This is a genomic window from Marivirga sp. (assembly GCF_035704835.1).
In the GTDB taxonomy this organism is placed as follows: domain Bacteria; phylum Bacteroidota; class Bacteroidia; order Cytophagales; family Cyclobacteriaceae; genus Marivirga.
Genome location: NZ_DASSWQ010000091.1, coordinates 23,698 through 37,943, shown reverse-complemented (window position 1 = coordinate 37,943; position 14,246 = coordinate 23,698). Strand labels below are relative to the sequence as shown.

Sequence of the window (14,246 nt, the reverse complement as noted above, 5' to 3'; positions counted from 1 at the left end):
AGCGAATTTGTACTTTTGCAGTTTAATTAAGTAAATGGATTCAAAAATAGTAGTCATCATTCCTGCCTACAATGAAGAAAATGCCGTTGGTAAGGTGGTGAAGGCCATTCCCAGAGCGTGGGTGGAAGAGATTGTGGTAATTAATAATAATTCTACAGACCAAACTCGACAGTCTGCAGAGAAAGAGGGAGCATTGGTTTTGGATCAGCCTATAAAAGGCTATGGTAATGCTTGTTTGAAGGGAATTGAATATGTGAAGTCCAAAACTCAACAACCTGATATTATTGTTTTCTTGGATGCGGATTATTCTGATTATCCAGAGCAATTACCTGATTTGGTGGAACCGATTTTGAAAGAAGAAATGGATATGGTAATTGGGTCACGAGCACTTGGAGAAAGAGAAGGGGGAAGCATGACTTTCCCGCAGGTTTTTGGAAATTGGCTTGCGACAAGGTTAATTAATCTATTTTATGGTTATCGCTTTACAGATTTGGGTCCATTTCGTGCGATTCGATTTGATAAATTGATTGAATTGAATATGCAAGATAAAACCTTTGGCTGGACAGTAGAAATGCAGGTTAAAGCAGCCAAAATGAAATTAAAATGTTCGGAAGTGCCGATGGCATATAGAAACCGAATTGGGAAATCTAAGGTTTCAGGCACAGTATATGGAACAATTATGGCAGGATATAAAATTTTATATACCATTTTTAAATATTTATAAGCATGATTTGGGAGTGGTTTATTATTGTACTTTATGGGCTCAGCTTATTTTTTATATTCTTTTTTAGTTTAGGACAACTGCACCTGACCTTTCATTATCTGAAAGCTAAGAAAAAGCAAAAGAAACAAGCTGTAGAAACACCACAAATGAAGGGAGATTATCCAAAAGTTTGTGTGCAGTTGCCTATATATAATGAAAAATATGTGGTCAACCGACTGGTTGATGCAGTTTGTGAATTAGATTATCCCAATGAATCACTTGAAATTCAGTTATTGGACGATTCTACTGATGAAACAACTGAAATGCTAGAAGCTAAAGCCAACTATTGGGAATCAAAAGGTAAAAATATTCAACTCATCCGAAGAGCCGACCGGGTCGATTTTAAAGCAGGTGCTTTAAAATATGGTATGGAAATGACGGATGCTGAATTCATAGCAATTTTCGATGCTGATTTTTTACCGCAGCCCCATTTCTTGAAAGCAACCGTTCCTCATTTTCAAAATGAAAAAATTGGGGTGGTTCAAACTCGATGGGGTCATGTCAATAAAGATTATTCACTTCTCACTCGCTTACAAGCTTTCGGATTAGATGCACATTTCACAGTGGAACAAGTGGGTAGAAACACAGCGGGCTCCTTCATAAACTTTAATGGAACAGGCGGAGTATGGCGAAAAAAAACAATAGAAGATGCTGGAGGCTGGTCAGCCGATACCTTAACAGAAGATTTGGACTTGAGCTATCGTTCGCAATTAAAGGGGTGGGAATTTCTTTATAGGGAAGATATAGAATCTCCCGCTGAATTGCCGATCATAATGCCAGCCATTAAATCTCAACAATTTAGATGGAACAAAGGAGGAGCAGAAACAGCACGAAAGAATTTTCTGAAAGTTTTGAAAGCACCGATTGGATTCTTTAATAAACTACATGCATTTTTCCATTTATTCAATAGCTCAATATTTATTGCAATTTTGATTACTGCTGTGCTTAGCGTTCCTATGCTTTGGATTAAAAGTATTCATCCTGAATTAGCAATTTTATTCCAGATTGGAAGCGTATTTTTATTAGGATTTTTCTCAATCGCCATTTTCTATTGGGTTGCCAATAAGCATCTCATGAAAGGGAAAGCACACGGTAAATATTTTTTTAAAACTTTTCCAATTTTTATCACGGTATCCATGGGCTTGTCTTTGCATAATGCCTTGGCAGTAGCTGAAGGTTTGCTCGGTTTCAAATCAGCATTTATACGTACGCCCAAATTCAATATTTCTGACAAGAATAAAAGCTGGAAGGATAATCAATATATCAAATTGCAATTCAGCTGGCTTAGTGTTTTAGAATTGTTACTGGCCTTGTATTTTGCTTTTGCCATCTTCTTAGGATTTAGCTTAGGTGATTATGGACTAATCATTTTCCATTTAATGTTGATGATGGGGTTTTTAATGGTATTTTATCATTCGGTAAAACCACAACTCAAATAAATTGAAGACTTATTGGAAGTATATAGCCGTTGTGATTTTTGGCACATTGCTCATCAGCATCAGTTATTTTACTTTTCGATACGAAAGCACACTTCTGATTGGCCAATTTGTAATACTTTTTGCTCTTTATTTATTTTCTGCGGATAGAAAAAATGATTTCACCTTAAAAGAAATAATTGCTTTTGGAATCATTTTCAGATTACTTTTATTGCTGTTGACTCCAAACTTATCGGAAGATGTGTATCGCTTTCTTTGGGATGGAAAATTATGGTGGGAAGGAGTGGATGCCTATGCTTATTTACCTTCAGTCATTTCTAAGGAAAATATTTTGAGTCCTGAATTATTCGCTCAGCTTAATTCACCTCATTATTACAGCATTTATCCGCCACTCAATCAATTGATTTTTGCTATTGGAGGTATAGTTGAAAACACAATTTTGGGTATCCTCACTATTCGATTGTTTATAATATTAGCTGAGATTAGCACTTTAATTATGCTTCCCAAAGTCTTGAAACAGTATGGAAAAGACTCAAAATTATTGATTTTATATGCTTTCAATCCACTTGTGATTTTAGAATTAACCGGAAACCTCCATTTTGAGGCTTTTGTGATTTTCTTTCTGGTTTGGTCTATTTATGAATTTGAAAGGAGAAATGTTTTTAAGAGTGCTATGGGGCTGGGATTGGCTATAAGCTTTAAATTAGTCCCCTTAATTTTGCTAGCAAGTTTTTTCAAAAAGTTAGATTTGAAGCAATATATAAAGTTTGTTTTATTGGTATGTTTAGTGACAATCATCAGTTTTCTCCCCTTTTTATTTTCTGATGCAATTGAAGGAATTTTGACCAGTACTTCTCTCTATTTCCAAAATTTTGAATTCAATGCAAGCCTTTATTATTTGATTCGTGAAGTTGGTTTTGCTTTTAAGGGTTATAACATAATTGCCACTGCAGGCCCATTGATGGGTATTTTAGCATTTTTTGGTATGGTCATATTCAGTTTGATTGCTTCATCAAAAATGAAATTGCCCGAAAGAATGTTGTGGACTTATATCATTTACTTTCTATTGGCAACCACAGTTCATCCTTGGTATGTTCTACCAATTTTGGTTTTAGGGATATTAAGTAATTATAAATTTCCCGTCTTATGGAGTTTTACCATTTTCTTCACTTATTGGGGTTATTCTCAATCAGGTTATCAAGAACATTTAGGTATAATTGCGGTTGAATACATCTCATTGATAACTTTCATCGTATTTGAACTTATACAGAAATCTAATATTAGGAAAACACTACATGCTTAAAATCTGGCTCAATATTATGTTATTTTCATTTTTACAATCCTTAGTGGCTTGTGGCCAGCAGTCTTACGACCAAAAGCTACAATCGCTTTATAGCAATACAGTGCCTCTTGTAAAGCCACATCAAGTAAAAGAGAAACTGATAAACAAGGATGTAGTGATTTTAGATACTCGATCAGCAAGAGAATTTACTGTTAGTCATTTACCCAATGCTAAATTTGTAGGATACGACCACTTTGATATTTCTCAGGTGAAAGACATACCAAAGGATAAAGAAGTAGTCGTTTATTGTTCTGTGGGTTATAGGAGTGAGAAAATAGGAGAGAAGCTTAAGAAAGCAGGATATGAAAATGTTAGCAATATGTATGGTGGCATTTTCCAATGGAAAAATCAAGGATTTGATGTAGTTAACCAAGAAGGGGAAGTAACCGATAGCGTGCATACTTACAATAAGCGGTGGGGTAAATGGTTGGAAGAAGGAAAAGGAATCAAGGTTTATGAATAAGAAGCGATTACTCATTATTTTTGTCAAAAATCCAGAATTGGGAAAATGTAAAACCCGATTAGCTGCCACCATAGGCGATGTAAAAGCATTGAATTTTTATCAAAACATGCTTATTCGTACCAAGGAAGTGGTTGAAAATGTAAATGCCGATAAAGCAATCTATTACTCTTCTTTTATAGATGAAAACGATTTATGGCCTAATATAATACCGTTCTTCAAACATTTACAAAATCAAAATCCTGATTTGGGAATAAAAATGAAATCAGCCTTTGAAGAAGCATTTGAGGCAGGCTACGAGTCAGTCTGCATCATTGGAAGTGATTGTTATGCTTTGGATGAGAAAGTCATAGAGCATGCTTTCAAATCCTTAGAAAATAAAGATGCAGTTTTAGGCCCAAGTAATGATGGTGGATATTATTTGCTAGGCATGAATCAATTACATCCTGAATTTTTTCAAAATAAAGATTGGAGTACTGAATCCGTAGCTCTTGATACTCTTCAAGATTTCAAAAATTTACACTTAAAATTTGAATTACTGGAGGAGTTGACCGACATTGATAATGATGATGATTTAAAATCAATTCCTGATACCATTGTAAAGCAACTTTTGAACTAACACCTTAAACACAAAAAAGCCTTTGAATATACTATCCAAAGGCTTTTTATCTTATATCTAAAATCTAGAATCTAGGTTCTAGAATCTTGGATCTTAATTATCCAATCGCTACTCTCTTGAATTCAGTAACAGTCATCCCTTTGTTAACTGTATCTAAGTATTGAGCAATAGAAGTTTTATTATCTTTTACGAAAGCTTGAGGTAATAAAGTACTTTCTTTGAAAAATTTATTCAATTTTCCTTGAGCAATTTTTTCTAACATTTCTTCTGGCTTACCTTCTTGACGCGCAGTTTCCTTTCCTATTTCGATTTCTTTTTCGATTATAGTAGAATCAACTCCATCTTTATCAACAGCAACTGGATTCATAGCAGCAATTTGCATTGCAACATCTCTACCAGCTTCAGTTACATCAACACCACCAGTGTTTTTCAAAGCAACCAAAACGCCTAATTTAGCTCCAGCGTGAACGTAAGAAACTACTTTCTCACCTGCTAAAGTTTCGTAGTGGCTGATTTCGATTTTTTCACCGATTTTCCCAACCATTTCTGTTACTTTTTCTCCGATAGTAACATCTTCATAAGGAATCGCTTTTAAAGCATCAATATTTGCAGGCTTTTCAGCTGCAACTTTAGAAATAATTGCATTACCGAATTTCTGAAAGTCCTCATTTTTAGAAACGAAGTCAGTTTCACAAGTCAAAGAAATTAAGAAAGCCTGAGTTTGGTCATCATTCGTTTTGATGAATACGTTCCCTTCGGTGGTTTCTCTATCTGCTCTTTTTTCAGATAATTTCTGTCCTTTTTTTCTTAAATATTCAATGGCTTTGTCAAAATCACCATCAGCTTCAGTTAATGCCTTTTTGCAATCCATCATGCCGGCACCTGTTATTTCTCTTAGCTTTTTTACTTCTTGTGCTGTAATAGCCATGCTTAATTGATTTTAAGTTTAATAATAATTTTATGGAAAGGGTTAAATAAAAATTGAACACCGAAACGAGTCCGATGTTCAATTACTTATTTATTCAATATTGTTCATTAGAAATTCTATTCAGCAGATTTTTCTGAAGCTTCCTCTTTTTTAGATTCTTCTTTAGTATCTACAGCTTTTTTCTCTTCTTCAGCTTGTTTCATTTTAGCATCATCTTTCTCAGCTTTTCTTTCCATCAAACCTTCTTCAATTGCTTTTCCGAAAGATTTCAGAATCAAGCTGATTGATTTCCAGGCATCATCATTAGCAGGAATTGGATAATCAACTTGAGTAGGGTCAGAGTTCGTATCCACCATTGCAAAAACAGGGATGTTTAATTTCTGAGCCTCTTTGATTGCGATGTGCTCTCTTTTAATATCGATAACAAAAAGTGCAGATGGAAGTCTGTTCAAGTCAGCGATACCGCCTAAAACTCTCTCCATTTTTTCTTTCTCTCTCTGAATCATCAATCTTTCTCTTTTTGCAAGATTAAGATATGACTCTTCTTTTTGCATCTTATCGATGTTAGCCAATTTTTTCAATGACTTTCTGATAGTTGCAAAGTTGGTCATCATTCCACCTTGCCATCTATCCACTACATAAGGCATATTTAATCTTTTTGCCTCTTCCATCACAATGTCTTGTGCTTGTTTTTTTGTAGCAACGAATAAAACTTTCTTTCCAGAACGAACATGGTTCTTGATAGCATGACATGCTTCATCTAAAGCAGCCAACGTTTTATTCAAGTCAATGATATGGATGCCATTACGCTCCATGAAAATGTAAGGAGCCATTTTAGGATCCCACTTTCTTGTTAAGTGTCCGAAATGGACACCAGCTTCAAGTAAGTCGTTGTACTCAAGCTTAGCCATAAGTTTTTAAATTTATAATTGTTGTGTAAAAAATTAACGTTTAGAGAACTGGAATGCTCTTCTCGCTTTTCTTCGTCCGTATTTCTTACGTTCAACCATTCTAGGGTCTCTAGTAAGGAATCCCTCAGCCTTCAATGCTGGTCTGTGTTCAGGATCAAGTTCGCAAAGAGCACGAGAAATTGCTAATCGTACAGCTTCAGCTTGACCTGAAACACCACCACCATCAACATTAACTTTTAGGTCAAAAGACCCCTCAGTTTTTGTTGTAGCAAATGGCTGGTTAACGATTGCTTGAAGAATTTCAGTAGGGAAGTAATCCTTTATGTCTTTTGTGTTAATGGTAATAGCACCTTTGCCCGACTGCATATACAATCTTGCAACAGATGTTTTTCTTCTACCAATGGTGTTTATGATTTCCATCTATTGATTTTTTAGATTTCTTTAACTTTAGGTTTTTGTGCATCATGACCGTGCTCAGCTCCTTCATAGACATAAAGGTTTCTGAATAAGTCTCTGCCCAATCTGTTTTTTGGCAACATACCTCTTACAGCTCTTTCCACTAGTAAAGTAGAAGATTTTGCTTTCAACTGGCGAGGAGTGATTTCACGCTGACCACCAGGATAACCTGTGTAGTGTTGGTAAACTCTATCATCCCATTTCTTCCCAGTCATAAGGATTTTGTCTGTATTGATAACGATAACATTATCACCACAGTCCACATTAGGTGTAAAACTTGGTTTATTTTTACCACGAAGAATTTTGGCTACATCGCTGGCAAATCTACCTAATACTTTTCCTGCAGCATCTACTACAACCCAGTCTTTTTCAACTGTTGCTTTATTTGCCGAGATGGTTTTGTAACTAAGCGTATCCACTATTTTTTCTTTTTGTTAGTTCTTAACTCCTTATTAATTAGCTTTTTACAGATAGTGAACATTTGTGATCGGGCGAACTACCTGCTAAAAGGGACACAAAGATAGAAGCTTATTAATTGAAAAACAACATCCTACGAAAAAAATCGCATTGATTTACCCCTTGTTTTACGCTTTTTCAAAATAAAATGCCTTTTTAAGATTATCTATTTTTTCTCAATTGCTTAAGTGCCACTTCTATGTCTTTAGGGTAGGGTGCTTCAACTGATATAATTTGACCATTTAAATCCGCCAAACTTATGGTAACTGCATGTAGTGCAAATCTTTTAATTATAGGTTGTTCTTCTTTTTCTTTACCCTTCACAAAATTCTTTTTAAAGGAGGATAAATACAAAGCTTCCCCACCATAAGTTTCATCTCCTGTGATGGAAGCATTTAAAGAGGCCAAGTGTACCCTGATTTGATGCATTCTACCTGTTTCGGGTTTACAAGCTATTAAGGAATGTTTTTTGTAAGTTTCAACTGTATTGAAAATTGTTCTAGCATTTTTTCCCTGTCTATGAGAAATCTTTACATAACCTGATGCCGTGGTGTGCAATGGTAAATTCACTTCTTCCTCCTTAAATTGATGCAGACCATCGACTATCGCATTGTATATTTTCTCAACCTGTCGGTGCTCAAATTGCATAGAAGCATTTCTATAAGCTTCAGCATTTTTTGCAACCAATAAAACCCCAGATGTTTCTTTATCTAATCTGTGACAGATTTGATAATCATTATTGTGTTTTTTTACTAATGATAATATGGTTACAGGGTCATTTCTATCCGCTAATGTGGAAACAAAGGGTGGTTTATTAATAAATATATAATCCTCTGTTTCATCAATGATGAGAGGTTTTAATGATTTGTAATACATTCTAAAATTAAATTAATCTATTCTGATTCTTCTTCCTCGTCCTGAACCGGAACATAAGGTTCAGGTGCTTTTTTAACAGGAAGCTTAAAACTAAATAAGGAGCCTTTCCCCACTGTACTAGTCACGGATACAGATGAACCATGCGCTTCTATAATATGCTTTACAATTGCTAATCCTAAGCCGGTTCCGCCTCTTTCCTTGGATCTACTTTTATCAATTCTGTAAAACCTTTCAAATATCCTTTTAATGTGTTCTGGTGAAATTCCAGCGCCATGGTCTTGTATGGCAATGGTGACATCTTTTTCAGTTATTTCAAAACCAACCACAATTTCGGTATTTTCATCGGAATATTTTATTGCATTGGATATCAAATTAACAATAACTTGATAAATCCGCTGATAATCCGCTATTACATTTATAGGAGATTCATACGTCTTATCGAATTGGATGACAATATTTTTTTTATCTACTTTCCCTTCAAATTGGTCAAAAACATCTTCTACTAAGGCTAGTAAATCTAGTTCCTCAAAATGCATGGTGATTTCTCCAGCTTCAATGTGTGAAAGTGTTAATAAATCATTAACAAGCATTTCTAGTCCATCCAAACTTTTAGCAGCTTTTTTAAGAAATTTACCTCTTACTTTTTTGTCTCTTACTGCTCCATCAATAAGGGTATAAACAAAGCCCTGGGCTGCAAAAATAGGAGTTTTTAATTCATGAGATACATCGGCCAGAAATTCTCTCCTGTAGGTTGCCATCCTTTTCAAATCATCAATCTCTTGCTGCTTATTGGCAGCATAGCTAAAAATTTCTTGATTAATTTTTCTTAAAGGATTAAATGATTGTTGAGTTTCAATATCATTCACAAAGGAATAATCTTTTTCTCCTAGCTTGTTAAAAACTTCATAGAGTTTATTGATTTCTTTGAAAAAAAGAAATTCCAGCACGATGCTAATCAATAAATAAGCAGATGAAGACGATAAAATAAAAGTTAGAATTAAGGCTGTGTTGCTAATTCCTTCTAACAAACTTAAAAAAGCAGTGGTAACAATAGCAATTGTTATAGCCAATAAAACAGAAACTCCTCTGGAATTAAAAAGCATAGATTATTTTACTCCATATCAAATTTATATCCTACTCCTTTAACAGTAGAAATATATCCATCTCCCACTTTTTCTCTGACTTTACGAACATGAACATCCACAGTTCTAGCCAAAACGTATACATCCGAACCCCAAATGTTTTGCAATAAATCATCTCTATTAAATACTTTATTGGGATTTTGGGCAAGGAAATATAATAATTCAAATTCTTTTTTAGGCAATGACACTTGTTTGCCATCTACCGTTACTGTATAGCTCGTTCGGTCTATGGTTAAATTGCCAATTGTGATTTTGTTGCTGTCTTTTTGTTTTTTAACATCTCGCCTGAAATAAGCATTTATTCTACTCATTAACGCTCGTGGTTTAATGGGCTTAGTGATGTAATCATCTGCACCATTTTCAAAAGCAGCAACTTCTGAATATTCTTCCGAACGAGCTGTCAGAAATATAATAAATGCATTAGCTGATTCAGGATTTTCTCTTAATTGTCGGCAAGTTTCTACTCCATCCTGATTGGGCATCATGATGTCAAGCAAAATAAGATGTGGCTGAAATTTTTGAGCTTTTTCAACTGCCGTCTTGCCATCTTGAGCTGTTTTTACCTCATAGCCTTCTTTAATAAGGTTATATTCTAATAACTCTAAAATGTCTGATTCATCATCAACGACAAGCACTTTGTGGCTTTGCTTGTTTCCCATGGTTAGTTGTATTTTGTTTTAGGCTAAATTCGATAAAAATATTTATAAATTAAGCGATTAAAATGGTAATAACAATTTCTTAATATCTAATTAAACTTAAAGATATATCTATTATAAAGAATCGTAGTTCTTTTGATAAAAATCCAACATTTTTCCAATGTCCCCATCAAATTGAGTTTGTAATTTTCTTTCCAAAAGTTCTTGATGACCAGAATAACGTTTATAGGAAAGAAGAAAAGCATTGTTCACATCAATTTCACTTTTTATAAAGTCTGTATACTTTGGATTTTTAAATTTTTGATTTCTCAAATCTTGTTTAAATTTTTCAATTAAATAAAATTTTTGATTTTCCTTTTCGATTGTGCTCAACCCCTCTATTTTTTGATAAAGACTATCGAATCTTGGTAAATAGTTTCTAACAAACTTATTTAAGGTGTGCCTATCTTCAAGGTGGAGTAAGTAATCATAAAGCTCTGACGCATAGCGTTCTAACTGTTTCTTGAAAAACTTTTTTGTAAATTCTTGACCAAAAAATGAAGCTAAATTTTCGTTGAACTCAATGCTATCTTTTATGAATATCTCATCGTGCGTTAGTTCATGCAAAATTAATTCTGCTAATCTGCCATTGCTTAAATTAAGGACATTACTTAACAAAGGATCATTCAACCAACCTAATGTTGACCATGCGCTGGCTGTTCTAACTCGTACATCATATCCTTTTTTGGTGAGCTGTTGAGCTAGTTTAATAGCTTCTTTTTCTATAAAAAATCCTTTATAACTGACTTCCCCCAAAACAGGAAAATTCCATTTATAACTTTCAAGGCTGTAGGGCAAGGCTGCTGTGACAACCCACATCAGTTCTTTTCCTTTTTGGTCAAACATTTTTTCGTATTGACTTTCGGAGGAGAATCCTAATTCAGCATTAGCAAAAGTTTTAACTTTTTCTACCAGTTTAATTTTTGCTTTCAATGAATCAGGATAAGAGGGATTTTCAAGAAAATGAGCTAGTGGTTCAGCATTATACATTATAGCGATCTGACCTCTGGCTTGCTGCCAACCATATCGAATTAAATCCCATTTTAGTACAACAAAAAGAGTGCAGACCGTAATAAAAAGCAATAATATTTTTCGAAAAACAGACTTCACTTATTTTTACTTATGGGAAGAGTCTTGAAAATATTGAAATATATAGCATGAGAGAATTCAAAGAGTTGATTTTTAAAATCCCAATAGGGCTCGAATCGTAATAACAAAGTGGTAGACTCGCCAATTTGGAATTCATTCATTACTCTCAAAATCAATAGCTGTCTTTTATCTTCAAAATATCTTGAATTTGGATCAGTAGTATAAGATTGATACAATCTTCCGCCCTTATAAGAATAAAAATGATCACCATACCAATAACTCAGCATAAAATCCCCAATTTTTGTCTCTAACGTTCCATTTAGATAATACCCATAACCTTGTGTGTAGGGCAGTCGGAAATTACTACTGTTGTCAATATAATGTAGGAAATAGCCTTCCCATTTATGACCGTGAATAAATCCTGAGTTACTTTTTTTATGAAATGAAGCACCAACAGCATTATTAAATCGTGTTACCAAAGGTTGTCCTCTTAAAGCGTCTATTTGCCCAGCACGATGATATCCTCTAAACTGATAATGCAAAGCAAGAGTATTTCCATTGTTTTCAATTATATTATACTTGCTGACCAATCCACCAGAAACTTCTTCCTTGAATGGGGAATCTTGGTAAATCATTTTCTCCCAGTTTATCCATGCATCAAAGAATATTTTATCAGTATTATAAAGATATTGAATACCATTTTCAGGATCTTCAACTAGTAATCTTTCGAAATCTTCCAAAGGTTCGAGCATTCTATGATGAATGGATCCATTATAATTTCCAAAAATCAATTGGCTATTATTCCAATCGTATAAAATACTGAAATAGGGTATGGAATAGGTTAAATTATTGTTCCCAAAATCTTTCTGAAGAAAAATACCTGCTTGTATGTTAACTTGCTCATGTAGCTGATATCCAATGCTAGGTGTAAATCTGGTGCCAAATAATGTATATCCTTTCACAATCCGATTAAAGTATTCATTATTCTTATTAAAGGAAAGAACCCTTAGTGAAAAGCTGAAGGGTGTATTTAAGCTACTATCTTTTCTAATTTTCTGCTCTAAACCTGAATTGTCTAATTGGGCTGTCAATGAATTAACACAAAAGGTTAAAATAATGATAAAAAAACTAATAAATTTGAATTGCATAAAATTTAGTTATAAAGCACGGCTAAAGCATTTGGCAATTGTTTCTTTTCCTGCTAAATTCGATGCAGCAAGTTACGAATAAGCCCTATACAAAATATTAAAGATGAGCGAAAAAAGCGAAAAATTAAAAGCATTACAACTAACTATTGATAAACTGGACAAAACTTACGGGAAAGGTTCTGTCATGAAGTTGAGTGATGAGAAAGTAATGGATGTTCCTTCCATTCACACAGGTTCTTTAGGTTTAGATATAGCTTTAGGAATAGGTGGTATCCCAAGAGGAAGAGTAATTGAAGTTTACGGCCCTGAATCTTCAGGTAAGACAACTTTAGCAATGCATTGTATTGCTGAAGCTCAAAAAGCTGGCGGAATGGCTGCAATTATTGATGCTGAGCACGCTTTTGATAAAGGATACGCGGAAAAGTTAGGCATTGATACTGAAAACTTATTGATATCTCAGCCTGATAGTGGTGAGCAAGCATTAGAAATAGCTGAACATTTAATTCGCTCTGGAGCTTTGGATATAGTAGTTATTGATTCAGTAGCTGCTTTGGTTCCTAAAGGTGAACTAGAGGGTGAAATGGGAGATAGTAAAATGGGACTTCAAGCAAGGTTGATGTCTCAAGCTTTGAGAAAACTGACCGGGGCAATTAGCAAAACAGGCTGCTCATGTATATTTATCAATCAGTTAAGAGAGAAAATCGGAGTAATGTTCGGGAACCCTGAAACTACTACTGGTGGTAATGCATTAAAATTTTATGCTTCTGTTCGATTAGATATCCGAAGAATAGGAAGCATCAAAGAAGGCCCTGATAATATCACTGGGAACAGAGTAAAAGTGAAAGTGGTGAAAAATAAAATGGCTCCTCCATTTAAAGTAGTAGAGTTTGACATCATGTATGGCGAAGGCATTTCTAAAGTAGGAGAGATCATTGACTTAGGTGTAGAATTAGATATTATTAAGAAAGCAGGTTCTTGGTTCTCTTATATGGATAATAAATTAGGACAAGGTAGAGATTCTGTTAAATCTTTAATTTTGGATAATCCAGAATTGATGGATGAATTGGAAGCCAAAATTAGGGCAAAAATAAATGGAGACGAGCTGGAAAAGAAAGCTGTGAAAGCGGAAAAAGCTGAGAAGGCTAAAAAATAAGTTCATCTTGATTCATGAAAATTAATGGAAGCAGCTCTGGAAACATAGCTGTTTTTTTTAGTCCATTTGCATATAAAGTTCATCAAAGCTTAACATGCTTTTTGAATTTTCGCTCTGTTTTTAATGTAACTTTAAATTATGAGTCCAGAGTTACTGAAAAATAATCGTCACTATAAAAACATGCTTTCCATAGTGGATAGCTCAGAATGGCTGCTTTTTATAGCTACATTCATTCGAAGAAAAAATCTTGTCACTAAAATTTATGGGGTTTATTTACTTATTGGTTTATTTGGAGTCTGCTATCTTTTTTTTAATTACGAATTGATAGCAATTGAATCCAGATTATGGATAGTAGGTATTACAGGTGGGTTATTAATCTCTCTGTTAATTAGCCCAGTTTTGCATGAGTTAATTCATTCGCTGGCTTTTAAATATTATGGTGCGAAAAGTATTCGCTTCAAGTGGAATTGGAATTTATTTCGATTCAATGTGCAAGCAAATGATTTTGTTCTTAGTAAAAGAAAATATTATTTGATTTGCGGTTTTACGTTTATACTTTTTTCCATACTTCCGTTTATCTTAGCTTTTTTTGCAGATCGAATTTTACTTTTCACCTTGCTTTCGCTCTCCTTTTTTCACGCACTTTATGCTATGAAAGATTTAGCAGTTTGTAGTTATTTGTATAAGTTTCCAAATTGCTTCATCTACAGTTCTGAAGAAAATAAAACTGTTTTTTATAAGTCAATTCCTTAACTTAAGATTAGGAAACCTA

Annotated in this window: 16 protein-coding genes; 7 read left to right on the top strand and 9 right to left on the bottom strand. The window is 34.1% G+C overall.

Features of this window, described 5'->3' with window-relative positions; translation table 11 throughout:
• Nucleotides 1-34: 34 nt before the first annotated feature.
• The 5 genes from VFM92_RS16070 to VFM92_RS16050 are packed head-to-tail and all read left to right on the top strand — an operon-like array spanning nt 35 to nt 4,620.
• Nucleotides 35-724: a glycosyltransferase family 2 protein gene (locus tag VFM92_RS16070; protein ID WP_325123252.1), complete on the top strand. Its 690-nt coding sequence runs from the start codon at nt 35-37 to the stop codon at nt 722-724.
• Between the two features lie 2 nt (nt 725-726).
• Nucleotides 727-2,202 (top strand): cellulose synthase family protein, encoded by a 1,476-nt coding sequence (locus tag VFM92_RS16065; protein WP_325123251.1) that lies wholly within the window; start codon nt 727-729, stop codon nt 2,200-2,202.
• Between the two features lies 1 nt (nt 2,203).
• Nucleotides 2,204-3,502 (top strand): hypothetical protein, encoded by a 1,299-nt coding sequence (locus VFM92_RS16060; RefSeq protein WP_325123250.1) that lies wholly within the window; start codon nt 2,204-2,206, stop codon nt 3,500-3,502.
• Nucleotides 3,503-3,518: 16 nt separating this feature from the next.
• Nucleotides 3,519-4,004, top strand: coding sequence for a rhodanese-like domain-containing protein (locus VFM92_RS16055; RefSeq protein WP_325123249.1), 486 nt, complete (start codon nt 3,519-3,521; stop codon nt 4,002-4,004).
• A complete protein-coding gene (locus VFM92_RS16050; RefSeq protein WP_325123248.1) occupies nt 3,997-4,620 on the top strand; it encodes a TIGR04282 family arsenosugar biosynthesis glycosyltransferase in 624 nt (207 codons plus the stop codon). The genes VFM92_RS16055 and VFM92_RS16050 overlap by 8 nt, the downstream gene beginning before the upstream one ends.
• 97 nt (nt 4,621-4,717) lie before the next feature.
• Here the strand turns inward: VFM92_RS16050 and tsf are convergent, their stop codons facing one another.
• From tsf to VFM92_RS16005, 9 genes are all read right to left on the bottom strand, one after another.
• On the bottom strand, nt 4,718-5,548 hold the full coding sequence (gene tsf / locus VFM92_RS16045; protein WP_325123247.1) for a translation elongation factor Ts: 831 nt from the start codon (nt 5,546-5,548) through the stop codon (nt 4,718-4,720).
• Between the two features lie 116 nt (nt 5,549-5,664).
• A complete protein-coding gene (gene rpsB / locus VFM92_RS16040) occupies nt 5,665-6,459 on the bottom strand; it encodes a 30S ribosomal protein S2 (RefSeq protein WP_325123246.1) in 795 nt (264 codons plus the stop codon).
• A 33-nt stretch (nt 6,460-6,492) separates the two neighbouring features.
• Nucleotides 6,493-6,879 carry a 30S ribosomal protein S9 gene (gene rpsI / locus VFM92_RS16035; protein ID WP_325123245.1) on the bottom strand — a complete coding sequence of 129 codons (387 nt, stop codon included), beginning with the start codon at nt 6,877-6,879 and terminating at the stop codon, nt 6,493-6,495.
• A gap of 11 nt (nt 6,880-6,890) precedes the next feature.
• The gene (rplM, locus tag VFM92_RS16030; protein ID WP_325123244.1) at nt 6,891-7,334 is read right to left on the bottom strand and encodes a 50S ribosomal protein L13; all 444 of its coding nucleotides are present in this window, start codon (nt 7,332-7,334) and stop codon (nt 6,891-6,893) included.
• A 199-nt stretch (nt 7,335-7,533) separates the two neighbouring features.
• A complete protein-coding gene (locus VFM92_RS16025; RefSeq protein WP_325123243.1) occupies nt 7,534-8,247 on the bottom strand; it encodes an RluA family pseudouridine synthase in 714 nt (237 codons plus the stop codon).
• A 17-nt stretch (nt 8,248-8,264) separates the two neighbouring features.
• The gene (locus VFM92_RS16020; RefSeq protein WP_325123242.1) at nt 8,265-9,350 is read right to left on the bottom strand and encodes a sensor histidine kinase; all 1,086 of its coding nucleotides are present in this window, start codon (nt 9,348-9,350) and stop codon (nt 8,265-8,267) included.
• An 8-nt stretch (nt 9,351-9,358) separates the two neighbouring features.
• Nucleotides 9,359-10,048 (bottom strand): response regulator transcription factor, encoded by a 690-nt coding sequence (locus tag VFM92_RS16015; RefSeq protein WP_325123241.1) that lies wholly within the window; start codon nt 10,046-10,048, stop codon nt 9,359-9,361.
• A 111-nt stretch (nt 10,049-10,159) separates the two neighbouring features.
• Entirely contained in the window at nt 10,160-11,194 is a 1,035-nt protein-coding gene (locus VFM92_RS16010; protein WP_325123240.1) for an aminopeptidase, read from the bottom strand.
• A complete protein-coding gene (locus tag VFM92_RS16005) occupies nt 11,191-12,321 on the bottom strand; it encodes a hypothetical protein (RefSeq protein WP_325123239.1) in 1,131 nt (376 codons plus the stop codon). Before VFM92_RS16005 ends, VFM92_RS16010 begins: the two co-directional genes overlap by 4 nt.
• Nucleotides 12,322-12,424: 103 nt before the next feature.
• On the opposite strand from VFM92_RS16005, the gene recA reads away from it, so the two are divergent.
• Both recA and VFM92_RS15995 read left to right on the top strand, forming a co-directional pair.
• Nucleotides 12,425-13,474, top strand: a complete 1,050-nt coding sequence (gene recA / locus VFM92_RS16000) for a recombinase RecA (RefSeq protein ID WP_325123238.1) — start codon at nt 12,425-12,427, stop codon at nt 13,472-13,474.
• 138 nt (nt 13,475-13,612) lie between these two features.
• Nucleotides 13,613-14,227 carry a DUF3267 domain-containing protein gene (locus tag VFM92_RS15995; protein ID WP_325123237.1) on the top strand — a complete coding sequence of 205 codons (615 nt, stop codon included), beginning with the start codon at nt 13,613-13,615 and terminating at the stop codon, nt 14,225-14,227.
• Nucleotides 14,228-14,246: the final 19 nt, after the last annotated feature.

What these genes read in the sequence shown, in the direction of transcription:
- rpsB (WP_325123246.1), bottom strand. Translation starts at nt 6,459, where the DNA reads ATGGCTAAGCTTGAGTACAACGACTTACTTGAAGCTGGTGTCCATTTC.
- VFM92_RS16005 (WP_325123239.1), bottom strand. Translation starts at nt 12,321, where the DNA reads ATGCAATTCAAATTTATTAGTTTTTTTATCATTATTTTAACCTTTTGT.
- VFM92_RS16050 (WP_325123248.1), top strand. Translation starts at nt 3,997, where the DNA reads ATGAATAAGAAGCGATTACTCATTATTTTTGTCAAAAATCCAGAATTG.
- VFM92_RS16015 (WP_325123241.1), bottom strand. Translation starts at nt 10,048, where the DNA reads ATGGGAAACAAGCAAAGCCACAAAGTGCTTGTCGTTGATGATGAATCA.
- VFM92_RS16070 (WP_325123252.1), top strand. Translation starts at nt 35, where the DNA reads ATGGATTCAAAAATAGTAGTCATCATTCCTGCCTACAATGAAGAAAAT.
- VFM92_RS16025 (WP_325123243.1), bottom strand. Translation starts at nt 8,247, where the DNA reads ATGTATTACAAATCATTAAAACCTCTCATCATTGATGAAACAGAGGAT.
- recA (WP_325123238.1), top strand. Translation starts at nt 12,425, where the DNA reads ATGAGCGAAAAAAGCGAAAAATTAAAAGCATTACAACTAACTATTGAT.
- VFM92_RS15995 (WP_325123237.1), top strand. Translation starts at nt 13,613, where the DNA reads ATGAGTCCAGAGTTACTGAAAAATAATCGTCACTATAAAAACATGCTT.
- VFM92_RS16020 (WP_325123242.1), bottom strand. Translation starts at nt 9,350, where the DNA reads ATGCTTTTTAATTCCAGAGGAGTTTCTGTTTTATTGGCTATAACAATT.
- tsf (WP_325123247.1), bottom strand. Translation starts at nt 5,548, where the DNA reads ATGGCTATTACAGCACAAGAAGTAAAAAAGCTAAGAGAAATAACAGGT.
- VFM92_RS16055 (WP_325123249.1), top strand. Translation starts at nt 3,519, where the DNA reads ATGTTATTTTCATTTTTACAATCCTTAGTGGCTTGTGGCCAGCAGTCT.
- rpsI (WP_325123245.1), bottom strand. Translation starts at nt 6,879, where the DNA reads ATGGAAATCATAAACACCATTGGTAGAAGAAAAACATCTGTTGCAAGA.
- VFM92_RS16065 (WP_325123251.1), top strand. Translation starts at nt 727, where the DNA reads ATGATTTGGGAGTGGTTTATTATTGTACTTTATGGGCTCAGCTTATTT.